Below are 21,538 nucleotides of genomic sequence, written 5' to 3'. Positions count from 1 at the left end.
ACTACACTCGAAGGGAGAAGTATGAAAAGTATATCAAAAAGAGCTTTAAGCTTTATTTTAGCACTTGTTTTATTTTTGGGGACTATTCCATATTCAGTTATGGCAAAGAGCCCTGAAAGTGAAGGCTCAAGTAATTCAATTAAAGAAAATTATCCTCTAGTAGAGGCATTTTTAGACGGAAAGGTAGATACTGCAAAAGATATACAGAGAAGAGTATATATACTAGAATTTGAAAAGGGCAAGAGAGATACTATAATAGCAAAACTTAATCAAATTGAAGGATTAAAGATAAAATATAATTATAATTCCCTTTTCGATGGTGTATCTGTAGAAATATCTACTGATACACTTGAAAAAGTGAAAGCAATTGATGGAATAAAAAACATCCAAGAAAATGGGACTTTTGTACCGCAAAATTTAAATGCAAGAGATATGACAAAGGTAAATGAGGCGGTAAAATATGCAGAGGAAGTTAGGGGTGAAAAGCTTGACGGTCGTGGAACGGTAGTTGCGGTAATAGACTCTGGCATGGATATTAATCATCCTGCAATGAAAATAGATGATGATGCCAAACCCTTTGTGAAAATAAAAGAAAATAAAATACAAAAGGGATTTACATTAAAAGTACCCCATGGTTTTAATTATCTCGGGGGATCCTTTGATTTAATGGAAAGAACTCCAAGAGCTCACGGTATGCACGTATCTGGTATTGTGGCTGCTAATTCAGAAGATTTTAAAGGAGTAGCACCAAATGCACAATTATTTATGTATAGAATATTTTCAGATAGAACCTTCCCAATTAAGGATAAAGAAGGAGAATGGACACAAGATTATGCACAATTCGAATATGGTGGCGACGATGCAGTCTACCATGCTATGGAAGATGCTGTAAACAATGGAGCCGATGTCATCAGTATGTCCATAGGTCAGGCGGGCAATGGCTATGTGGGAGATATTTATTACAAAGCCGTTAGAAATGCAGCAGAAAAGGGCGTTGTCGTCGTATCGGCTATTGGAAACTACAGTTCATCGGCATCAGGAGACACTTATGGTTTTTATCCAGATAATAATGCTAAATTGATCGACAACTCTGCTATGACATATATTGCATCTGTTGGCGAAGGACTTTCTGTTGGTTCTACAACTAATAATAAAGTTCCACTAGATACTGTAAAAATTGGTGGTACAGATTTCCATCATAAATACATGGGAAGTGATGAAGACAATAAGAAATTTATAAGAAATCAGGAGTATGAATTTGTCTTTGTCGGCAATGGCAGAAAAACAGCCGTAAAGGATCTCGATTTAAAGGGAAAGGTTGCTGTTGGTCTTAGAGGTGGCGGAACTATATATGATAAGTTTGAAAATGCAGCAGAAAAGGGAGCAGTAGGATATATTCTTATAAATGCACCTATATATTATAGTAGAGATCACTACAAACAATATCCGATAATGGATTATGATACAGACAAGCTGACAATAGATAGAATCAATACATCTAAAATGTGGATTACGAGTATTGACGGCACGCAAGGAGATATCCTTAGGGAAATGATAAAAAAATCTCCGAAACAAAAAGTAGAATTTAAAGAGGAAAAAACACTGGTATCTATTAACAAAGATACAAAGATATCAGGTTTCTCGGGTTGGGGACCTAATGCAGAATTAGAATTAAAACCGGAAATAGTAGCGCCGGGTGAAAACGTCTATTCAACCTACCACAATGGGAAATACGGACTAATGTCAGGGACATCAATGTCAACACCTCATATTGCGGGAATTTCAGCAATTCTTAAAAATAAGGTAACAGAACTTATAAATAGTGGAGCTAATTATGAGGGAGGCAGGGTAAAACTAAACAAGATTCTACTGATGAATACTGCAGAGCCTCTTATGGACACAGCAAACTCCAGCACGGAATCCTCTCCTCGTAGACAGGGTGCGGGCATGGTAAATGCCTATGATGCACTAAGGACCAATGTTTTAGTTACGCACAATGATAAGGGTGCTGTTGAACTAAAGGAGATTCAAAAAAACACTGTACAATTTAACTTAAAAATTAAAAACTATTCCAATGAAGCTCAAAAATTTCAAGTGAACTTTGGACCTGTGCTTGGAGAAACAGTAAAAGAGATGTCAAAGCCTAATATGGCAGATTCGGCGAGAAAATATAAAGATTTTGAAGATGAATTTGAGAACCATACTATTTATGAAACACGTTCAAAGGCAATAGTAGATGCAAGTATAAACTCAAATATGGAATATGTAGAGTTAAAGCCTAAGGAAGAAAAAAATATAACTGTAACATTAAATACAGGAAAATCAAAGGATGAATTTGTAGAAGGCTTTATCTATCTCGATGCCGAAAATCCAGAAAAACAACCAGGATTATCAATTCCTTATTTTGGATATAAGGGCGATTGGAATGCAGGTAAAATCATCGATTCACCAGCATGGGAAGCAGATTCCATTTATAAATTAACGACAGTAATCGCTACAAAGGAAGCACATCACGATGATTCACAAGGTTTCATTGAGCTTGGAAAAGATGAGAATGGGAATATAGATCCTAGTAAAATTGCTTTTTCAAATAAAGGGATAAGAGCATGGGACGGAGTAGCCGCAAGGATCATTCCGTTAAGAGAAGCTAGAGATTTAGAAGTTGCAATAGTTGATAAAGATAAGAAACATGTGAGGACATTGTCCACATCTAAATATTTCAGAAAGTTTTTTGGACATTTTCCACTAGAAAATAAATGGCAATATGATAATAAATTCTTAGCGCCAAATCCACTTTTACAATGGGATGGCGAGGTATATGTAAGTAGAGATGGTCAATTTGAAGATGAAGAAGCATATCAGGGAATAATGACTCCTGCCGATGAAGGACAATACTATTTTAGAATAAGGGCTCGCGTTAAGGAAAATGCACCTTATCAAGAGTTATATATGCCTGTTAGAATTGACAATACAGGTCCTAAGATGACAATGATGCCAACCTTTGGATCAAATACAGCTAGCTTTAAAATCAACGACGAACATGGACTTGCTTTTGTTGGAGCAAGTATAGATGGAAAAATAATTCCAGTTCAAAAAATTAGTGATGATGAATATAAAATTGAAAATCTAGACGAGCATATCAATAATTTAACTAGATCTACACTGCGCATAGAGGCAATGGATACTGCAGGAAATATTATGGAAGGCTACAATGTAGACTTAAATAAAAATGTTGCAGAAAGTACAGAAGAAAGCACATCGGGTTCTCATAAAGCAGATACAAGACCAGGTGCTTTAGTCTATACGGAGCTTGACGATGATACTGAAGCTAAGTTTAGACCAGAATTATCAAAAATAATGTATAATTGGCGTGAAGTAAATTTAAGTATAAAAGATATATCAAAAATCGAAGATAAAATTTATTTTAATACAGAGTTTTTCAACATGCCTGAGGGTACTAAAGACTATAGAATGAGATTGACATCTTATAATTATGGCAAAAATGGATATAATCCAATGACAGATATTTTAGGTTTGGGAACAAGTGGAAGAGTTCCAAGTCAGCGTCTTGAAATTCAAGAAGGATTTAATATTATAAATGTCACTGTCTATAAGAAAGATAATCCTGATGAGATTTTATATAGTAGGGGACATATTATACTACTAGATAGTGAAGCACCAGAATTTAAAATAGACAAGTCAAGAATTGGAAGAGACGATTCAAATATTTTTGACTCTAGTGAGTATATATTTACAAATTCAGACACTATCACTATAAAGGGTACGGTAAGGGATTCTAATGACAATTGGTCTATGTATATTAATGGAGATAATGTAGCAAGTGCAAATTTACCAGGTATGATGGGAGATAATAAGGCAGAATTTAATCGTGAAATATCTGTACAAGATGGCGATTTAATAACATTATATGCAGAGGATAGACATCACAACAAGACTGAGAATTTAAAATATAGAGTTGCCTTTGATAATGTTCCTCCGACAATAAATGTCAAGAATCAAACATTTAATGGCAGCGATGTACTCGATATTGAAATCAAAGACGATAGAAGTATAGCAGATGAGGCAAAGATTATCCTTGTAAATGGTAAGCCTTACGAAAGTGGAAGCCAGCTTTCAAAATATGGAGATGAATATATCATCCAAGTAATAGCTACCGACAGAGCGGGAAATACTTCTGAAAAGATTATTGACGCAAGCAAAAAAGAAGATAAGGAAGTTCAATTCCCTGAAATACCAGCGAAAAAAGAAGCCTTTGATTTTAGTGACTTGACCGATGCAAATGCCATCCTTCAACTTCCTGAAGGTTATAGCGCCGAAGTTTTAGAGAAAGCAAAAATTGAACAAGTAGAAGGAAATAAGCAAGTAGCAAAGGTTAAAATAAGAATAAAGAATGAAGAAAACATCTATAAGACAAGAGAATATACACTTCCTATTAAACAAGCTATTTATGAGGAAGTAGAAGGAGTTGCTTCTGGAATTAAGACAGAAGAAAATTTAAAGGCTAAAAAACGTCCAGGTCGTTATGGCGAAAAAACTTTGGATATAGCACTTAAAAAAGACAAGTTTTTAGCAAAAGAATTAAGAGGAATAGATGTATTATTTGATTTACCTGAAGGAGTAAGTGCAAAACTTGTAGAGCCTATAGACGCTAAAACAGTTGGTAAAACTCTTGTAAAAGTTGAATTTACAAAAGACGGAAACACTTATAGACAAGAATATAATATTGAAATTCTTCCAATTCCTGATGCGAAATTGATCAAACTAAATGTTAATGAGGAAGAATTAAACAATATAGCCAATTTATTTGAAATACCTGAGGGAATAAAGGTTTCCTTAAAGAGCAGTGAAAATGAAGGACCGAACAAGAAGAAAATAATAGTTATAATAAGTGATAGCTACGGAAATGAAGTAGAAAAAGAGTATACTCTTAATATTTTAAAAACGCCTTCGACACCTACGGAAAAACCAAGCACTCCAATAACACCTATCTCAAAAGATGAAAAATTAGATAGTGATAGTTATTATTCAGACCACACTTATTCAAGAATGAGTGGATATAGGCAACCTTCAAAGGTAAATGAAGTAAGAGCAGTTGAGAACAAAAAAACAACTAAAGAAAGTAGCAAGAAGGAGAATATTTCTGTACAATTAACGGATATAGACAATCATTGGGCGAAATATATTATACTGAAAGCAGTCGAAAGAAAAATTGTAAGTGGTTACCCTGACAATACCTTTAGACCTGACAATCCGGCAACAAGGGCAGAATATGTATCTATTTTGAATAGAGCCTTTGATTTAGATGATGTAGCAGGAGATATCAAGTTTAAAGATGTAAATAAATCTGACTGGTACTATAAGGATGTAAAAAAACTAGTCCTAAATAATATAGTAAAGGGTAGAATGGAAGATGAATTTTCACCTAATAGTAATATAACAAGAGAAGAAGTAATTACTATGATTGTTAGATATCTAAAGATGAAAAATGTAGATATAAAATCTGATTCTAAGATGAAATTTAAAGATGTAAATACTATTTCAGACTGGGCAATAGAAGATATGAAGATAGCATATAATCTTGGGCTTATAAAAGGCGACGAACAGGGAAGAGTACTTCCTAAAAAGCCAGCAACAAGGGCAGAAATTGTACAGATAATTAGCAATTTAGAAAAAATTCTTAAAAAATAAAAAGCCATAAACATTAAACAACTCCATATTCTATTATAAAATAAGGAGTTGTTTAAAAGCCTCTATAATATCTGTTGGAGAGTAATTTCTAACAGATATTTTTATGTAAAAAAATTGCACTTAAACTCACTAAGTCCTAAACTTAAATAACAAAAAGCTTGGAGGTGCATATAAGTGCAAAGAAAGAATTTTGAAACTCCTATTGGTTTTATTTGCAATGCTTAAAAATATATAATTTTTATTTATAGTTTAGAATTATTTTGTGTATATTTATTAATTTTTATGGTAAAAAGAGACCCGATATTATCGAGCCTCCCCCAAATTTGAAATAGAGCCAATTTTATTCCTTTTAAGACTTAGCATTAGAAATATTTATATCCAATAAATTTTTATAGAATAATAAAAATATCAAAATTGTAAAGTTTATAATTTATTATTATCATAATTTCTTGAAAACCAGTCTTTGCCATCAACAAGCCTTGCAATTACCATTGCCAAGCCAGTGTCTCCTGTAACATTTATTACTGTTGCTGGAGCATCAGTTATAGTTCCAATTAGTACCATAATTGGTATTGCTGATTGTGGAAATCCAAAAGCTGATATAATAAATATTTCTGCGACGTAACCTCCAGCGGGGATTCCTCCCATTACAATGGATGCAATAACAGCTACTAGTATTGATAAAAATATGTTTTCAACTGTAACAAAATTAACATCAAATAATGAACACAGAAATGCAACTTTTAAAATTTGTATAATACAGGCTCCGTCTTTATGAAGGTTAGCTCCTAGTGGAACGACTAAATCTGCTATCTCATCAGGGATTCCAAGTTGTTTTGCTTGATTTAAATTTGAAGGTAATGTTGCTGCTGATGAACAAGTTCCAAGTGCGGTTAATGTTGGTGTAATTCCAGTTTTCCACCATGCCTTGACTCCCTCAGAACCAGCTCCAATATAGGCATATAATGTTTGAGAAATTATATAATAAATAACAACAACTATTGAATAAATTAATATAGCCTTCGCCATAGGACCAATTAAATTTGACCCATTTTCTCCTATTAAGATTGCAAAATATGAACCTAATCCTATTGGAGCTATTTTCATTACAATGCTTATAAATTGCGAAATCATTTCCGTTGCATCATCAAATAAGGCAATAATGTTTTTTCCTCTATCTCCAGAACGTATTAATGAAAAAGATAAAATTACTGAAAATACAATTAAAGCCATTAAATTATTTTTTGAAAAAAGCAGAGGAAAATCATTAACGGTAAACATTGATAATACGTTAAATGAAGCGTTTAATTCAATGTCATTTTGAGTTAATGAAATTTCAGCATTTCCAATAGGATCTATAAACATCATTGGAAGAACCATTGACAAACAAGCACATATTCCTGTAATGAATACACCGATAATAAAATAGACTAGTATTTTTTTAATTTAGACATATCTGTCATCTTTGCAATTGAAGTTGTCAAAGAAAAAAAGATAAGAGGGACTACACTTACATATAATAAATTAAGAAAAATGTCAGCAAATGGCTGTAAGAATTTTATCTCTGGACCAACAAAATATCCAATAACACCTCCAAACACCATTGAAAAAAATAAAATTAACGAAGAACCATATACACTCCATATTTTTTTCATTTTTTATCTCCTAAAATCTAACTAAATATTATTTTTTTGTATTTATTGCAACTTGAAGGCTTTCAAGTGCTTTCTCAAGGGTAGAACGAGGACAAGCAATATTAAAACGTTGAAATTTCTCAGACTCAACTCCAAAAATTTTTCCTGAATCTAGCCATAATTTAGCATCGTTAATTATAATGTCATCTAATTCATCTGCAGTAAAATTATAGTTTGAAAAGTCAACCCATAATAAGTAAGTTCCCTCAGGCTCAATTAAATTTGCCATAGGTAGTTTTTCTTTAATAAATTTTCTAAAATAATTTAAATTATCTTCTAAATAATCTAATAACTCTAAATACCATTCTTCACCCTTTTTATAACAAGCAATTAATGCCACTTGACCCATAAGAGAACCTTGACTGTAACCTGTTTTAGCTTTTTCTTTGCGAAATTTCATCCTTAAATTTTCGTTGGGAATAATTATATTAGAAGGTTGAAATCCTGCAATGTTGAAAGTTTTTGAAGGAGATGTCATTAAAACAATTATTTCCTTATATTTATCGTCTAAATTAAATACCGAAGTAAATTTATTTCCCTTGTATATTAAATCACAATGGATTTCATCAGATAGAACAACAACTTTATGTTTATAACAGATATCAAGTAATTTTGTTAATTCATCCCTATTCCAAACTCTACCCACAGGATTGTGAGGGTTGCATAAAATAAACATCTTAACATTATTATCTATAATTTTTTCTTCAAAATCCTTAAAATCAATTTTATACTTATTATTTTCCAGTATTAATTGATTGTTAACAAACAGTCTATCGTTGTCTTCTATACATTCTCTAAAAGGATAGTACACAGGTTGTTGGATAATAACAGAATCACCTTTATTTGTAAACGATTTTACAGCAGTTGCAATTCCGTATACAATGCCACAACCAAGTGTAACGGTATTAGGGTCAACAGTATAATTATGATATTTTTTAAACCAATAATTAAGAGCTTCAAAATATTCTTCATCTGGGTCTGTATATCCAAAAATTCCGTGAGAGATTCTTTTATGTAGATCATCCAAAACAACACTAGGAAGTTTGAAATCCATATCAGCAACCCACAGAGGCAATAAATCATCTCTTCCTTTTCTTTGAATGCCAAAATCATATTTTAATGAACTGGTTCCTCTTCTATCAATTATTTCGTCAAAATTATATTTTTTCATATAAACCTCCTTATAATAGTTTAGTTAATAAACTATACTATGATTCATTTTAACAACTTTTTTTATTTTGTCAATGCTTATTTTCTTTTTCTTGACTTTTATTTATATCCATGTTAAATTACTTAAATGTCCTTATAATATTTAGAAAGTAGGCAATTTATGGATAATGATAAATTTAATGAATTACTAAAAATATTATTTAATAATATTTCTGACATTAAATCTAAAGGGTTTGAATTTAGTGAAATTAGCGTTAATGAAGTTTTTCACTCTATAAATAATGTCTATTCAGAAATGTATAAATTTGTTCTTTTATATAATGATTATATATTTTCAACTCATTCTTACGGAGTAGATATTAAATTTTCAATGATAGAAGTTCATACTTTGACATATATTGAAGATAATCCTGGAATTACTTCTACAGAATTAGTTGAATATTGGCATAAGAGTAAAAGTTCTATTTCTCAAATATTAAAACGATTGGAAGAACACAAGCTTATTAGAAAAGAAGCATCCGTTAAAAACAAACGCTTTAAATTATTATATGTTACAGAAAAAGGAAAAAAGGTTAATGAAGAACATAGAAAATTTGATATAGTTGATGTTTCTAAAACATTAAATAGTTTGCAAGAAAAAGTTAGTAAAGATGATATTTCATCTTTTTTTAAAGTAATTAATGCGTATAACGAAGTTATTTTAAAAGATTTTGAAATTAATAATTAAAATTTTAGCGTATATTTTATATGGAATTACTAAATATAAAAGACTATTATAAAATAGTTTGGAGTAGTGTTGTACAATAGATAACCCTATTGTGTAATCACTTTTTTATTAAATGAGACTTTGAAATAGTTTATGTGTGAAAACTCATATTAAAATAATATCATATATTTCTGCATTAAAGTTTATTTTTAATTATATTATATTATGTAATTAACTGGTGTGAAATAATTTATGGCAATTATGTTTTTTAGTTTATTTTATTTATTTGTCTGTAAGTATTGTTATTAAAAGAGGCTCTATAATATCTGTTAGAGATTTACTCCCAAACAGATATTATAGAGCCTAAAAAAATGAAAAAAGCCCTGCTTTCCATGATATGCAGGGCAATTTTTATTCAAACTTAGTCAATGTCAAGTGCGTCAACAGCATTGTCAATTAATTCATCTTTTACAAGATAAGGAATTGTAATGTGTCCGTATTTATTGTCTTCATTAAATTCTTTAGTTACTTCAATTGCGTGTTCGTTTCTAGCCCAGTTACGTCTAGCAACGCCACTCATTACATCCCAAGTAAGTGAAAGTTTGATGATTTCGTCAACCATTTCAGATCCGTCAAGTACTAGACCAAATCCACCATTGATTGATTTACCAATACCAACTCCACCACCGTTGTGAAGAGCAACAAGTGACATACCTCTAGCACAGTTTCCTGCGAAACATTGAGTAGCCATATCAGCCATTACGTTAGAACCGTCTTTGATATTAGAAGTTTCTCTAAATGGAGAGTCTGTACCAGATACATCGTGGTGGTCACGACCCATCATAACAGGACCAATTTTTCCTTCTCTAACAAGTTCATTGAATTTAAGAGCAATGTCAACTCTGCCCTTAGCATCTTGGTAAAGGATTCTTGCTTGAGTTCCAACTACTAATTGGTTCTTTTCAGCATCTCTAATCCAGATATAGTTATCCATATCTTGATATCTTCTGTCTTTATCTATACATTCCATTGCAGCGTGGTCAGTTGCAATTAAGTCTTCGTGTTTACCACTTAGGCAAACCCATCTAAATGGTCCATATCCATAGTCAAATAGAAGTGGTCCCATAATGTCTTCTACATAAGAAGGCCAAATAAATCCGTCTTTGTCGTCTTTACCATTCTTTGAAATTTCTTTAACTCCAGAATCGTAAATAGCTTTTAAGAAAGAGTTACCATAGTCAAAGAAGTAAGTTCCCTTAGCAGTAAGATTTTTAATAACTTCAAAGTGTTCTTTAAGAGTTTTATCGACAAGTTTGTGGAATTTATCAATATCAGTTCTTAATAATTCAGTTCTTTCTTCAAAAGTAATACCTACTGGGCAATATCCACCATTGTATACATTGTGGCAAGAAGTTTGGTCAGAAAGTAGGTCAATGTGGATGTTATTTTTATCCATATAGTGAAGAAGATCAACAATATTTCCGTGGAAGGCAATTGAAAGGGGTTCTTTCTTTTCAAGAGCGTCTTTAGCAAGTTTGCAAGCTTCTTCAGGAGATTCAGCAAGTTTTTTAATCCATCCTTGTTCAAGTCTAGTTTCTATTCTTGAGATATCAACTTCAGCGATGATGGAAACAGCGCCAGCGATGTCTCCAGCTTTACCTTGAGCACCACTCATTCCACCGAGTCCAGATGAAACGAATAATTTTCCAGCTAGGTTATCTTTTTCGCTTAGACCTAATTTTAGTCTACCAGCGTTTAGGATAGTGTTGTAAGTTCCGTGGACAATACCTTGTGGTCCAATGTACATCCAACCACCAGCAGTCATTTGTCCGTAGTTAGCAACTCCCATTTCTTCTGCAATTTCCCAATCTTCAAGATTGTCATATTCGCCAACCATAAGTCCATTAGTGATTATAACTCTTGGAGAATTTTTTCTTGATTTAAATAGTCCAAGGGGATGTCCAGATTCCATTACAAGAGTTTCATCATCATGCATAATTTCAAGATATTGCTTGATTAAGTTGTATTGCATCCAGTCGTGACAAACTGAACCAGTTTCTCCGTAAGTTACAAGTTCATATGGATAAAGGGCAACATCAAAGTCTAGGTTATTATCAATCATTACTTGGAAAGCTTTTCCAGCTAAGCAATTTCCCTTATATTCGTCAATTGGTTTGCCGTAAATTCTTCCTTCTGGTCTGAATCTGTATCCATAGATTCTTCCTCTAGTAGTAAGTTCTTCTAAAAATTCGGGAATTAGTTCTTCGTGATATTCTTCTGGGATATATCTTAGAGCATTTCTAAGGGCAATTTTAGTTTGTGCCTTTGAAAGTCTAAATCCTCTATCAGGAGCTCTCCTAATTCCTTGTTCAAAAGATTTTTTTTCTGGAAGATTCGTAATTTGTACCTTCATGATCTTTTGAACTTCTGCATTATGATTATTTATCACTTTTATCAACCTCCATTTATAAGCCATTATAAATTAAAATTTTTAAAAAGTAAATACATAGGGAAATTAATTTCCTAAAAAAATAAAAATTTTTAGTAATACTAATTAAAATAGAGAAATTTACTATTTTAAAGCAAATGGAGCAACTAAAAATCAGATTATCGATTGATAAGTTTATCAAACTAAATTAAAAATAAAACCTTTGCAAAAAGTCCAAAAGAAAGAAAATTAATTCATCATAAAATTATAATAAAAACATCGATATAGAAATATCTTAAATATTAAAACTTATAAAATTAAAAATACAGTTTTTCTTTATTTTAAAATCAACTAGGGTATAATAAAAATACGATGTTTGAAAAATAAGGAGGATTTATGAAAGCGGATAAATTATTAATTAATCTAAACCAAGTTTTTTCACCTAAGGATATTGGCAGACCTTTAAGAGGCGAAGAAATGAATGAAGCGGATATTTTAGAAAATGCTTATATTGCAATTAAAGACGGAAAAATTTTAGAAGTTGGCGAAGGCAAGGGCTACGAAAAACTAAAAGACGACAATACGGAAATAATTGATCTTACAGGAAAAGTTGCAACTCCAGGTCTTATTGATGCTCATACTCACCTAGTCTATGGTGGAAGTCGTGAAAATGAATTTGCAATGAAACTCAATGGAATGGAATATCTTGAAATTCTTGAAGCAGGTGGAGGGATTCTTTCTACGCTAAAGGCAACTGAATCTGCAAGTTTTGATGAACTTTATGATAAGACTAGAGATTTACTTGAACATATGCTAGTTCATGGTGTAACTACTGTTGAAGCAAAAAGCGGATATGGGATTACTCTTGAAACTGAGCTTAAAGAACTTGAAGTTCTTGAAAAGCTAAACAAAGACTTTCCAGTAGAACTTGTAAGAACTTTTATGGCAGCTCACGTAATCCACGAAAAATACAAAGACAATTCTGATGAATATGTTGATGTTGTAATAGACATGATGCCAGAAATTGCAAAAAGAAATCTTGCCGAGTTTTGTGATGTATTTTGCGAAAAGGGAGTATTCACTGCCGAGCAATCTGAAAGAATTTTAGAAGCTGCAAAAAAACAAGGCTTCAAATTAAGAATTCACTCTGATGAAATTGAAAATATTGGTGGAGTAGATGTTGCAGCAAAAGTTGGAGCAGTTTCTGCGGAACATTTAATGGTGGTAGATGAAGAAGAAATTGAAACACTTTCTAAGGCAAATGTAATTGGAAACTTACTTCCGGGAACAACTTTCTCACTAATGCTTGACACTTATGCACCTGCAAGAAAAATGCTCGAGAAGGGAATGGCTATTACACTTTGTACAGACTCAAACCCAGGATCTTGTCCAACAGCAAATTTACAATTCATTATGCAACTTGGCTGTCTTGAAATGAAATTAACACCAATTGAAGTATTTAACGCAGTAACTATTAATGCTGCATATTCAGTTGACAGAGCAAAGACTATTGGATCTTTTGACAAGGGCAAGAGAGCAAATATAACAATTTTTGATGCTCACAACATAGACTACACGCTTTACTTCTTTGCAACAAATTTATGCAAACAAGTTTATGTAGATGGAGAACTTGTAGTTGAAGATAGAAAATTAGTTAAATAATTTTTGTAAAGCTATGATTTATAAAATGCAGGTGGAAAATTCTACTTGCATTTTATTTAATTGTAAAAACTTTATCTTTAATGAAGGGGAAGAATTAAATAAATTTACAAAAAACACTTTAGACTCTTATTTTCTTAAAGGGTTTTTTGTAAATTCAATTATTTAATGCTATTAATTAAATAATTATGGGACTTGCGATAAAATAAATTTTCACAAGAAAGATTATTACCCATGATAATGAGTTATCATGTAACGATATTAATAAATTGTATTTTTTCTTGTAATTCTGCCATTTTTAAAATTAATTGATTGACTTGTTTATTACTCAGAGTTAAAATTTACTCAGAAAACATTTTCAAAGATACAAAAATTTTTAAAATTGTATCCTAAGCATATTAGAAAAATTTATGTAAAGTTAATATGCTTAAATGATATGTCGAGGAGGTAATTATATGAAGAACGACGGTCAAAGGACTGTTAGACTACCTAGTCTTGTTGAAGCATTTTTGCCGATCATTACAATGGTTTGTTTAATGGTATATGTTTTCAACTTTAGTGACGAAAAATATGACGCAGCTCATATGCCACTAATAATTGCAATCTGTGTTGCATGTGCAGTTGGAGCAGCATGTGGACACAGCTTTTCTGAAATGTTAGAAGGAATGATCGAAAGACTTACAGCTACTCTTGAAGCAATTTTAATTTTACTTACAGTAGGTCTTTTAATTTCAGCTTTCATGATTTCAGGAACAATCCCAGCAGTTATTTATTATGGATTGAGATTACTTACACCACAATTATTTTTGCCTATAGGTTGTATACTTATAGCAATTGTTTCACTAGCTTGTGGTTCATCATGGACAGCAACAGGTACAATTGGTATCGCATTTATGACAATAGGAGTTGGTCTTGGAATCAAACCTGCACTTACAGCAGGTATGGTAATTTCTGGAGCCTATGTTGGAGATAAATTCTCTCCATTATCTGATACTACAAACCTTGCAGCTGGTGTTTCAAATACTGGATTATTTGATCACGTAACGGCAATGGTTTCTACTACAGGACCCGTATTTTTAATTTCACTTATTATTTATGCAATTCTCGGTTCAAGAATTAATGTTGTAAATTATGATCCTACAATTGCACAAGGTATAGAAGAAGCACTTGCAGCTAATTTCAATTTAAATCCACTTGTACTTCTACCAATAGTCGTAATTGTTGTAGTATGTATTCTAAGAGTTCCTGGACTTCCTGGAGTTCTTATCTCAGTTGTAACTGGTGTATTGTTTGCAGTTATTTTCCAAGGACAACATAATGTTGCAGATATTTTTAGTATTCTTCACTATGGACCATCTATTGAAACAGGAAACGAATTTGTAGATAAGGCTCTTGCTAAGGGTGGTATGGACAATCAAATGTGGACAATTAACCTAATTTTACTTGCAGTATCCTTTGGTGGTGCTCTTGAAAAATGTGGTACTGTTGAAAGAATCTTTGGAAATATTAAACACAAGATTCACTCTGTTGGAGGACTTGTTTTAGCAACAATGCTTACATCAATTTTCTGTGATGCAGCAATGTGTGACCAATTTTTAGGAATTGGAGTTCCTGCTCCACTTTATGATGACAAATATGACGAACTTGGACTTGCAAGAAATATGCTTTCAAGAACACTTGAAGATGCCGGTACACTTTGGGCTTGTATGTTCCCATGGACAGCTTGCGGAGCTTATCAAAGCGGTGTACTTGGAATGAATCCATTTGTATATTTCCCATATGCATTTGTTAATCTATTAAACCCTATTTATGCTTGCATAACTGCATTTATGGGCAAAAATATATTCTGGGCTGACGGTGCTTACACAAATTTATTTGGCAAAACTGTTATGAAGAAAGCTGCTGCAGCTCCTGAAGAAGCACATAAATATGCTGTTTCTCAACTTGAAAAATTAAGGACTGAGGGAAAAGCACCAAAGGTTACAGCTTAATTGACGATAAAAAATTAACAAATTAAAAATTTTAAAAGAGAAAGAAGTGATTATGTGTCAGATATAAAACTACCTTGGGATGATGACAGCGAAGCAATTAAATATGTATATGTTAATCCTAGAAAAAGCTTTTCTGAAAAATATGCCTACATAATCACTTCTATTTTGATTTTGTTGGGTATTTTTACAAAGTACAAACTTACAATTGTCCTTGCAGGACTCCTTCTCTTATCTTTACTGACTAAAAGATATGTGGCAGCAAGTGCCAAAGGTCTGGAAATGTATACGGATATGAAGATTACAAAGACCTACAATGTCTGGGATTGGTCAGAGATTGAAGCAATTACTTATGAGAAAAAACCTGAGCAGCCCAAGCTTACACTTTTGTATTTCACAAAGGGAGATATTACAAAAAGATTTTTCTTTACTGAAGAAGACAAAGAAAGAGTTTTTGAAGTAGCTCGCAAGCACAATAAAAAGATAAAAATTTACGATGCTTGGGAATACAAACAAAATCTCAAGAAATTTAAAAAAGAAATGAAAATTTCCAATAGAATAGGTCGCAAAAATAAAAAGAAATGACTTTTATTTTTTGAATATTTAAATTTTTAAAGACGAGAGAAAATCTTGTCTTTTTTTTGTCGAAAATTTTAAACTCCCTTAAATATTTTAAAGGAACTTAATAAAATTAGTGAAGCTTTATAAATCAAGCCTCAAGGAAATGTACTATTAATAATTATGAATATTAAAATCCTTGTAGAAATATATTCATTTATAAAAAGGAGTAATTTAAAAGCTATCTATAAGCATAAAGAATGTTAGAAATAGAATACTAGATAACAAATTATCGTAGTAAACAAATACCTAATATATACGGTACTATAGAATATTTTTTATAAAATTAAATCAACGCATTGACAAAAATAAATTAATATGAGAAAATAAAGAAAACATTTTCAATAAGGAGGAATAATATGTTATTATTTAACCCCGTAGTAGTATCCGTATTACTACTTGTAGTACTATGTATGTTTAAATTAAATGTACTACTTTCTTTACTTGTTGCAGGTATTGTGGCAGGTCTTACTGCAGGAATGCCAATATGGGTTTTTGAACAAGGAACTTGGCAAGCAAATATTTTAGGCAGTCTACCAGGTTTTGGCACTGAAGGTGAAGGTATTATAAATACTATCATCGGCGGCATGGGTTCAATGGCAGAAACGGCACTTGCCTATATACTGATAGGTATGTTTGCTTATGCAATTGGGAAATCAGGGCTTATAACTATACTTGCTCAAAAAATTTCTAAAATTGTAGGAAAAAACAAATTTTATTTAATTTTCTTGATAGCATTTATATCTATTTTTTCTCAAAACCTTTTACCAGTGCATATTTCCTTTATACCTATTCTAATTCCACCACTTCTAGGACTTATGAATAAGTTAAAGATTGATAGACGTGCTGTTGCATCAGCCCTTTGCTTTGGATTAAAAGCACCTTATATTTCTATTCCAGCAGGTTTTGGACTTATATTCCACAAAATCATTGCGTCAAATATGACAGATGCAGGCATGCCTACAACTGTAGCAGAAACACAAAAGGTAATGTGGATCGGCGGACTTTCAATGTTAGTTGGTTTAATTTTTGTTGTATTTGCTCTCTATGGAAAGGACAGAGAATATAAAGATGTAGAAATCCCAGGTGTTGTTCCACTAGATGCAGAAGTTCACATGACACCACAAGCTTGGGGTGCTCTTGTAGCTGCTCTTGCAATGCTTATTGCACAAATCATAACTAAAAGTTTACCATTCTCAGCTTTAGTTGGTATTATTTTCTTGCTAATCACTCGTTCTATTAAATGGAAAGAGATTGACGAAATGGTTAATGGCGGACTTGATTTAATGGCGTTCATTGCTTTTGTAATGTTAATTGCAGGTGGATATGCAAATGTTCTTAATACATCAGGTGCAGTAGTTCACTTAGTAAACGATACAGCTGTACTAATGGAAGGTGCATCCCTTGTAGTTTCAGCGATAGTTCTTTTAGCAATTGGTCTTGTAATTACTATGGGTATTGGTACTTCCTTTGGAACTATTCCTGTAGTTGCAGCAATTTACGTTCCATTGGCACAACAATTAGGATTTAGTAAGTCAGCTATCATCTTATTAATAGGTATAGCAGCAGCTCTTGGAGATGCAGGTTCACCAGCTTCAGACTCAACTATGGGACCTACTTCAGGACTTAATGCAGACGGTCAACACGATCACATTTGGGACACTTGCGTGCCAACATTTATAGCCTTTGACGTATTCCTAGTTATTGGAGGAGTTATTGGCGCAGTAGTACTATCATAAAATTAATTTTTAAGGGAAAAATTTTCCTTTTAACTAAATCTCAAAGATTAAAGGTATGGATCAAAGCATCTATGCCTTTTTTTATTAAAAATTATTGGTGCTTTTGTAAAGATGTAAAAGTTGAATTATTTTATGTTTAATTATAGAATTATCTTTAGTTAAATATTTATAATAGAAAGTTGTAAATTTTCTTTTGTATAAAATAAATGAGGTAAAAAATGAAATTTGATTATAATGATTATCCACATCCTTCAACTAGAAGAGTAATTTTTGGGAAAAATGGAATGGTGGCTACATCATCTCCCTATGCCACAAGTGCTGGTGCAAAAATTTTACTTAATGGCGGAAATGCAATTGACGCCGCCTTGGCAATTTCTATGACTCTACCAGTCGTTGAACCAACAGGCAATGGTCTTGGTTCAGATATGTTTGCAATCATTTATTTTGAGGGCAAACTTTATGCAATGAATGCAAGTGGTAGAAGTCCAAAGAGTATTTCAATTAAAGCATTGAAAAACAAAGGACATCTTAAAATGCCAAGTTGTGGCGTAAATGTAATTAACACGCCAGGACTAATTGGAGGTGCAATGAAACTTTATAGAGATTTTGCAACAATGCCAATTGAAAAAATTTTTGAGCCTGCAATTTCTTACGCTGAAGAAGGATTTGCAGTTACTCCACAAATTGCCAAGCTTTGGGAAGAAAGTGTAGAAAAATATAAAAAAATAGCTAGAGATGAGTTTGATGAATTTTTTAGAACTTTTACAATAGATAAAAGAGCACCAAAGGCGGGAGAAGTATTTAAGTGTCCTGACATGGCAGAAACTTTGAGAGAAATTTGCGACACAAGGGGAGATTCCTTTTACAAGGGAAGTATTGCAGAAAAAATTTCGCAGGAAGTAGAAAGACTTGGAGGTTTTTTAAATGCAGAAGACTTAAAAAATTTTGAGCCTAAATATGTAGATCCAATTTCTACAAATTACAAGGGTATAGATGTATGGGAGATACCTCCAAATGGTCATGGAATTTCTGTTTTAATGGCACTAAATATTTTAAGTAAAATGGAAATAAAAGATAGAAGCGATGTGTCAACTATTCATAAAGTCATTGAGGCAATAAAGCTATCTTTAACTGATGCAAAAACTTTTGTGGCAGATAAGGACTTTATGAAGATAAAAATAGAGGAGCTTTTATCAGATGAATATGCAGAAAAAAGGCGAAAGGATATAGAAGATTTTGCAATTCTGCCAAAGTCCTATGCCATAAAATCATCGGATACAGTTTATTTTGCAACTGCGGATAAATTTGGAAACATGGTATCCATGATTCAGTCAAATTATTCTGATTTTGGTTCAGGGATAGTTGTGCCAAAAACTGGCATTGCACTAAATAATCGCATTGAAAACTTTTATTTTGAAGAGGGGCTTGCGAACTCCCTTGAAGGAGGAAAGCTTCCTTATCACACGATTATACCGGGATTTTTGACAAGGGATGGAAAGGCTCTTGGAGCTTTTGGAATAATGGGAGCTTTTATGCAGCCACAAGCTCATGTTCAAGTCCTTATGAATATGATTGATTTTAACTTAAATCCACAAGCTGCACTTGATGCACCGAGAATTATGTGGATTAATGATAAAAAAATAGATGTTGAATGCGACTTTGATAGTGATATAATTGATGGTCTAAAGAAACTTGGACATGATGTAAATATAGTAAGTGATTTTAAAGACATGGGTCGTGGACAAATTATTTTGAAAAAGGATGATGTATATATTGGTGGAACAGAAAAGAGGACAGACTCCAATATTTTTGCTTTTTAGAAGGTGGTTAAGTGAAATTTAAAATTCATTCAGATTATAAGCCTACGGGAGATCAGCCTCAGGCGATAGATAAATTAGTGGAAGGTATAAAAAAGGGATACAAGCATCAAAATCTTTTGGGGGTTACTGGATCTGGCAAGACTTTTACCATGGCAAATGTGATTGAAAAAGTGCAAAAGCCAACTCTTGTAATTGCACATAACAAAACTCTTGCCTACCAACTTTGTTCTGAATTAAAGGAATTTTTTCCGGAGAATGCAGTGGAATTTTTCGTATCCTACTATGATTATTATCAACCAGAGGCCTATGTGCCGGGAACAGATACTTTTATAGAGAAGGATTCTTCTATAAATGATGAGATAGATAAACTTCGTCACTCTGCAACTATGGCACTTTTCGAGAGAAAGGATGTAATTATTGTAGCATCAGTTTCCTGTATCTATGGTTTGGGAGATCCAATTGATTACGAAAAACTTGCCATTTCACTTAGACCGGGAATGATAAAGGATAGAAATGATGTAATGAGTAAACTCGTTGACATTCAATATGTGAGAAATGATTATGAATTTAAACGTGGAACTTTTAGAGTTCGAGGCGATATTTTAGAAATTTTTCCAGCAGCTTCATCTGAAAATTCCCTTCGCATCGAATTTTTTGGCGATGAAATAGATAGAATTACGGAAGTAAATGCCTTAACAGGTCAAGTGATTGCATACTTAAATCATGCCTATATCACGCCGGCATCTCACTTTGCTACTTCAGAGGAGAAGGTAAAGAGGGCAATTGTAACAATAGAAGAGGAGCTTGAAGAAAGATTAAGGGTTTTAAAGGATCAAGAAAAACTTTTGGAAGCTCAAAGACTTGAACAAAGGACTAGATACGACTTGGAGATGCTTTCTGAGATGGGCTTTTGCTCTGGAATAGAAAATTATTCTAGACATCTTTCTGGCAGAGCTCCAGGTTCAAGGCCTTACACGCTAATAGACTATTTTCCAAAGGATTTTTTGACTATAATAGATGAATCTCATCAAACCATTCCACAAATTAGAGGGATGTTTAACGGAGATAGATCTCGTAAACAAACTCTTGTAGAATATGGGTTTAGGCTTCCCTCTGCTCTTGACAATAGGCCTCTAAGGTTTGAGGAATTTGAAGAAATGATGCATCAATGTGTCTATGTTTCTGCCACTCCTGGACCTTATGAACTTGAACACACTGAACAACAAGTAGAACAAATCATTAGACCTACTGGACTTCTCGATCCATTAATCGAAGTTAGACCGATAAAAAATCAAATTGACGACATAATAAATGAAATAAATGGAGCTATCGAGAGAGAGGAAAGAGTTTTAATTACAACTCTAACTAAGAGAATGTCCGAAGATTTATCGAGACATTTAAAAGAAATTGGGTATAATGTAACCTACATGCACTCCGATATTGATACTTTGGAGAGGATGAAAATTATAAGAGATTTAAGGCTTGGAAAGGTGGATGTCCTTGTTGGAATTAACCTTCTTAGAGAAGGACTTGATCTACCAGAAGTTTCAAGAGTTTGCATACTTGATGCAGACAAGGAAGGCTTTCTTCGCTCTGTAACTTCTCTTATTCAAACCACAGGTCGTGCTGCAAGAAATGCCGGTGGAAAAGTTATAATGTATGCCGATAATATTACTCAATCAATGAGGATAACAATAGATGAAACTTTTAGAAGAAGAAAAATCCAAGAGGAGTACAATAAGGAGCATAACATTACTCCAAAGACAATAGTAAAAAGTGTGCGTGAAGTAATAAATACAACTATTGCAGCAGAAGATGTAGTGGACTTTAAAAGTATTGAAGATCAAGAAAATGAATTTACAAGAGATGAAATTGATGAAATGATCAATGCTTTAAAACCTGAAATGTATAGGGCGGCAGAGGAATTAGACTTTGAAAAAGCTGCTGAAATTAGGGATAAGATAAAGGATTTAAAAGAAAAGAAAAAGACTGCCCTTCTTTAATGAG

The 21,538-nt window shown here is 32.6% G+C and carries 10 protein-coding genes and 1 pseudogene; 8 read left to right on the top strand and 3 right to left on the bottom strand.

The features are described from left to right. The first annotated feature begins 21 nt into the window (after positions 1–21). A complete protein-coding gene (locus tag BIV18_RS04435) occupies positions 22–5,709 on the top strand; it encodes a S8 family serine peptidase (RefSeq protein ID WP_075659473.1) in 5,688 nt (1,895 codons plus the stop codon). A gap of 423 nt (positions 5,710–6,132) precedes the next feature. Here BIV18_RS04435 and BIV18_RS04430 read toward each other — a convergent pair. Continuing rightward, positions 6,133–7,313, bottom strand: a pseudogene (locus tag BIV18_RS04430) (dicarboxylate/amino acid:cation symporter). Between the two features lie 79 nt (positions 7,314–7,392). Continuing rightward, positions 7,393–8,574 (bottom strand): MalY/PatB family protein, encoded by a 1,182-nt coding sequence (locus tag BIV18_RS04425; protein ID WP_075659472.1) that lies wholly within the window; start codon positions 8,572–8,574, stop codon positions 7,393–7,395. A 159-nt stretch (positions 8,575–8,733) separates the two neighbouring features. Between BIV18_RS04425 and BIV18_RS04420 the strand changes: the two genes are divergently transcribed. Continuing rightward, positions 8,734–9,300 carry a MarR family winged helix-turn-helix transcriptional regulator gene (locus BIV18_RS04420; protein WP_083635526.1) on the top strand — a complete coding sequence of 189 codons (567 nt, stop codon included), beginning with the start codon at positions 8,734–8,736 and terminating at the stop codon, positions 9,298–9,300. A gap of 400 nt (positions 9,301–9,700) precedes the next feature. Here the strand turns inward: BIV18_RS04420 and BIV18_RS04415 are convergent, their stop codons facing one another. Further along, positions 9,701–11,692 (bottom strand): urocanate hydratase, encoded by a 1,992-nt coding sequence (locus BIV18_RS04415; RefSeq protein ID WP_202968698.1) that lies wholly within the window; start codon positions 11,690–11,692, stop codon positions 9,701–9,703. Between the two features lie 411 nt (positions 11,693–12,103). Between BIV18_RS04415 and hutI the strand changes: the two genes are divergently transcribed. From hutI to uvrB, 6 genes are all read left to right on the top strand, one after another. Then, positions 12,104–13,369 carry an imidazolonepropionase gene (gene hutI, locus BIV18_RS04410; RefSeq protein ID WP_075659470.1) on the top strand — a complete coding sequence of 422 codons (1,266 nt, stop codon included), beginning with the start codon at positions 12,104–12,106 and terminating at the stop codon, positions 13,367–13,369. Between the two features lie 452 nt (positions 13,370–13,821). Next, the gene (gene nhaC / locus BIV18_RS04405) at positions 13,822–15,357 is read left to right on the top strand and encodes a Na+/H+ antiporter NhaC (protein WP_075659469.1); all 1,536 of its coding nucleotides are present in this window, start codon (positions 13,822–13,824) and stop codon (positions 15,355–15,357) included. 54 nt (positions 15,358–15,411) lie between these two features. Further along, the gene (locus BIV18_RS04400) at positions 15,412–15,939 is read left to right on the top strand and encodes a PH domain-containing protein (protein ID WP_075659468.1); all 528 of its coding nucleotides are present in this window, start codon (positions 15,412–15,414) and stop codon (positions 15,937–15,939) included. Positions 15,940–16,331: 392 nt separating this feature from the next. Next, on the top strand, positions 16,332–17,711 hold the full coding sequence (locus BIV18_RS04395; protein WP_075659467.1) for a Na+/H+ antiporter family protein: 1,380 nt from the start codon (positions 16,332–16,334) through the stop codon (positions 17,709–17,711). Positions 17,712–17,929: 218 nt separating this feature from the next. Next, positions 17,930–19,531: a gamma-glutamyltransferase family protein gene (locus BIV18_RS04390; protein WP_075659466.1), complete on the top strand. Its 1,602-nt coding sequence runs from the start codon at positions 17,930–17,932 to the stop codon at positions 19,529–19,531. Positions 19,532–19,542: 11 nt separating this feature from the next. Then, on the top strand, positions 19,543–21,534 hold the full coding sequence (uvrB, locus tag BIV18_RS04385; RefSeq protein WP_075659465.1) for an excinuclease ABC subunit UvrB: 1,992 nt from the start codon (positions 19,543–19,545) through the stop codon (positions 21,532–21,534). The last annotated feature ends 4 nt before the right edge of the window (positions 21,535–21,538 follow it).

Origin of the sequence: Peptoniphilus grossensis (assembly GCF_001940285.1) — a bacterium.
GTDB classification, from domain to species: domain Bacteria; phylum Bacillota; class Clostridia; order Tissierellales; family Peptoniphilaceae; genus Peptoniphilus_A; species Peptoniphilus_A faecalis.
The sequence above is the reverse complement of the archived record's forward strand: the minus strand, read 5'-3'. Positions and strand labels throughout refer to the sequence as shown.

Bases quoted from the DNA above. Each gene is read 5' to 3' on its own strand.
- BIV18_RS04425 (WP_075659472.1), bottom strand. From the start codon at position 8,574: ATGAAAAAATATAATTTTGACGAAATAATTGATAGAAGAGGAACCAGT.
- BIV18_RS04390 (WP_075659466.1), top strand. From the start codon at position 17,930: ATGAAATTTGATTATAATGATTATCCACATCCTTCAACTAGAAGAGTA.
- nhaC (WP_075659469.1), top strand. From the start codon at position 13,822: ATGAAGAACGACGGTCAAAGGACTGTTAGACTACCTAGTCTTGTTGAA.
- BIV18_RS04435 (WP_075659473.1), top strand. From the start codon at position 22: ATGAAAAGTATATCAAAAAGAGCTTTAAGCTTTATTTTAGCACTTGTT.
- BIV18_RS04395 (WP_075659467.1), top strand. From the start codon at position 16,332: ATGTTATTATTTAACCCCGTAGTAGTATCCGTATTACTACTTGTAGTA.
- BIV18_RS04420 (WP_083635526.1), top strand. From the start codon at position 8,734: ATGGATAATGATAAATTTAATGAATTACTAAAAATATTATTTAATAAT.
- BIV18_RS04415 (WP_202968698.1), bottom strand. From the start codon at position 11,692: ATGAAGGTACAAATTACGAATCTTCCAGAAAAAAAATCTTTTGAACAA.
- hutI (WP_075659470.1), top strand. From the start codon at position 12,104: ATGAAAGCGGATAAATTATTAATTAATCTAAACCAAGTTTTTTCACCT.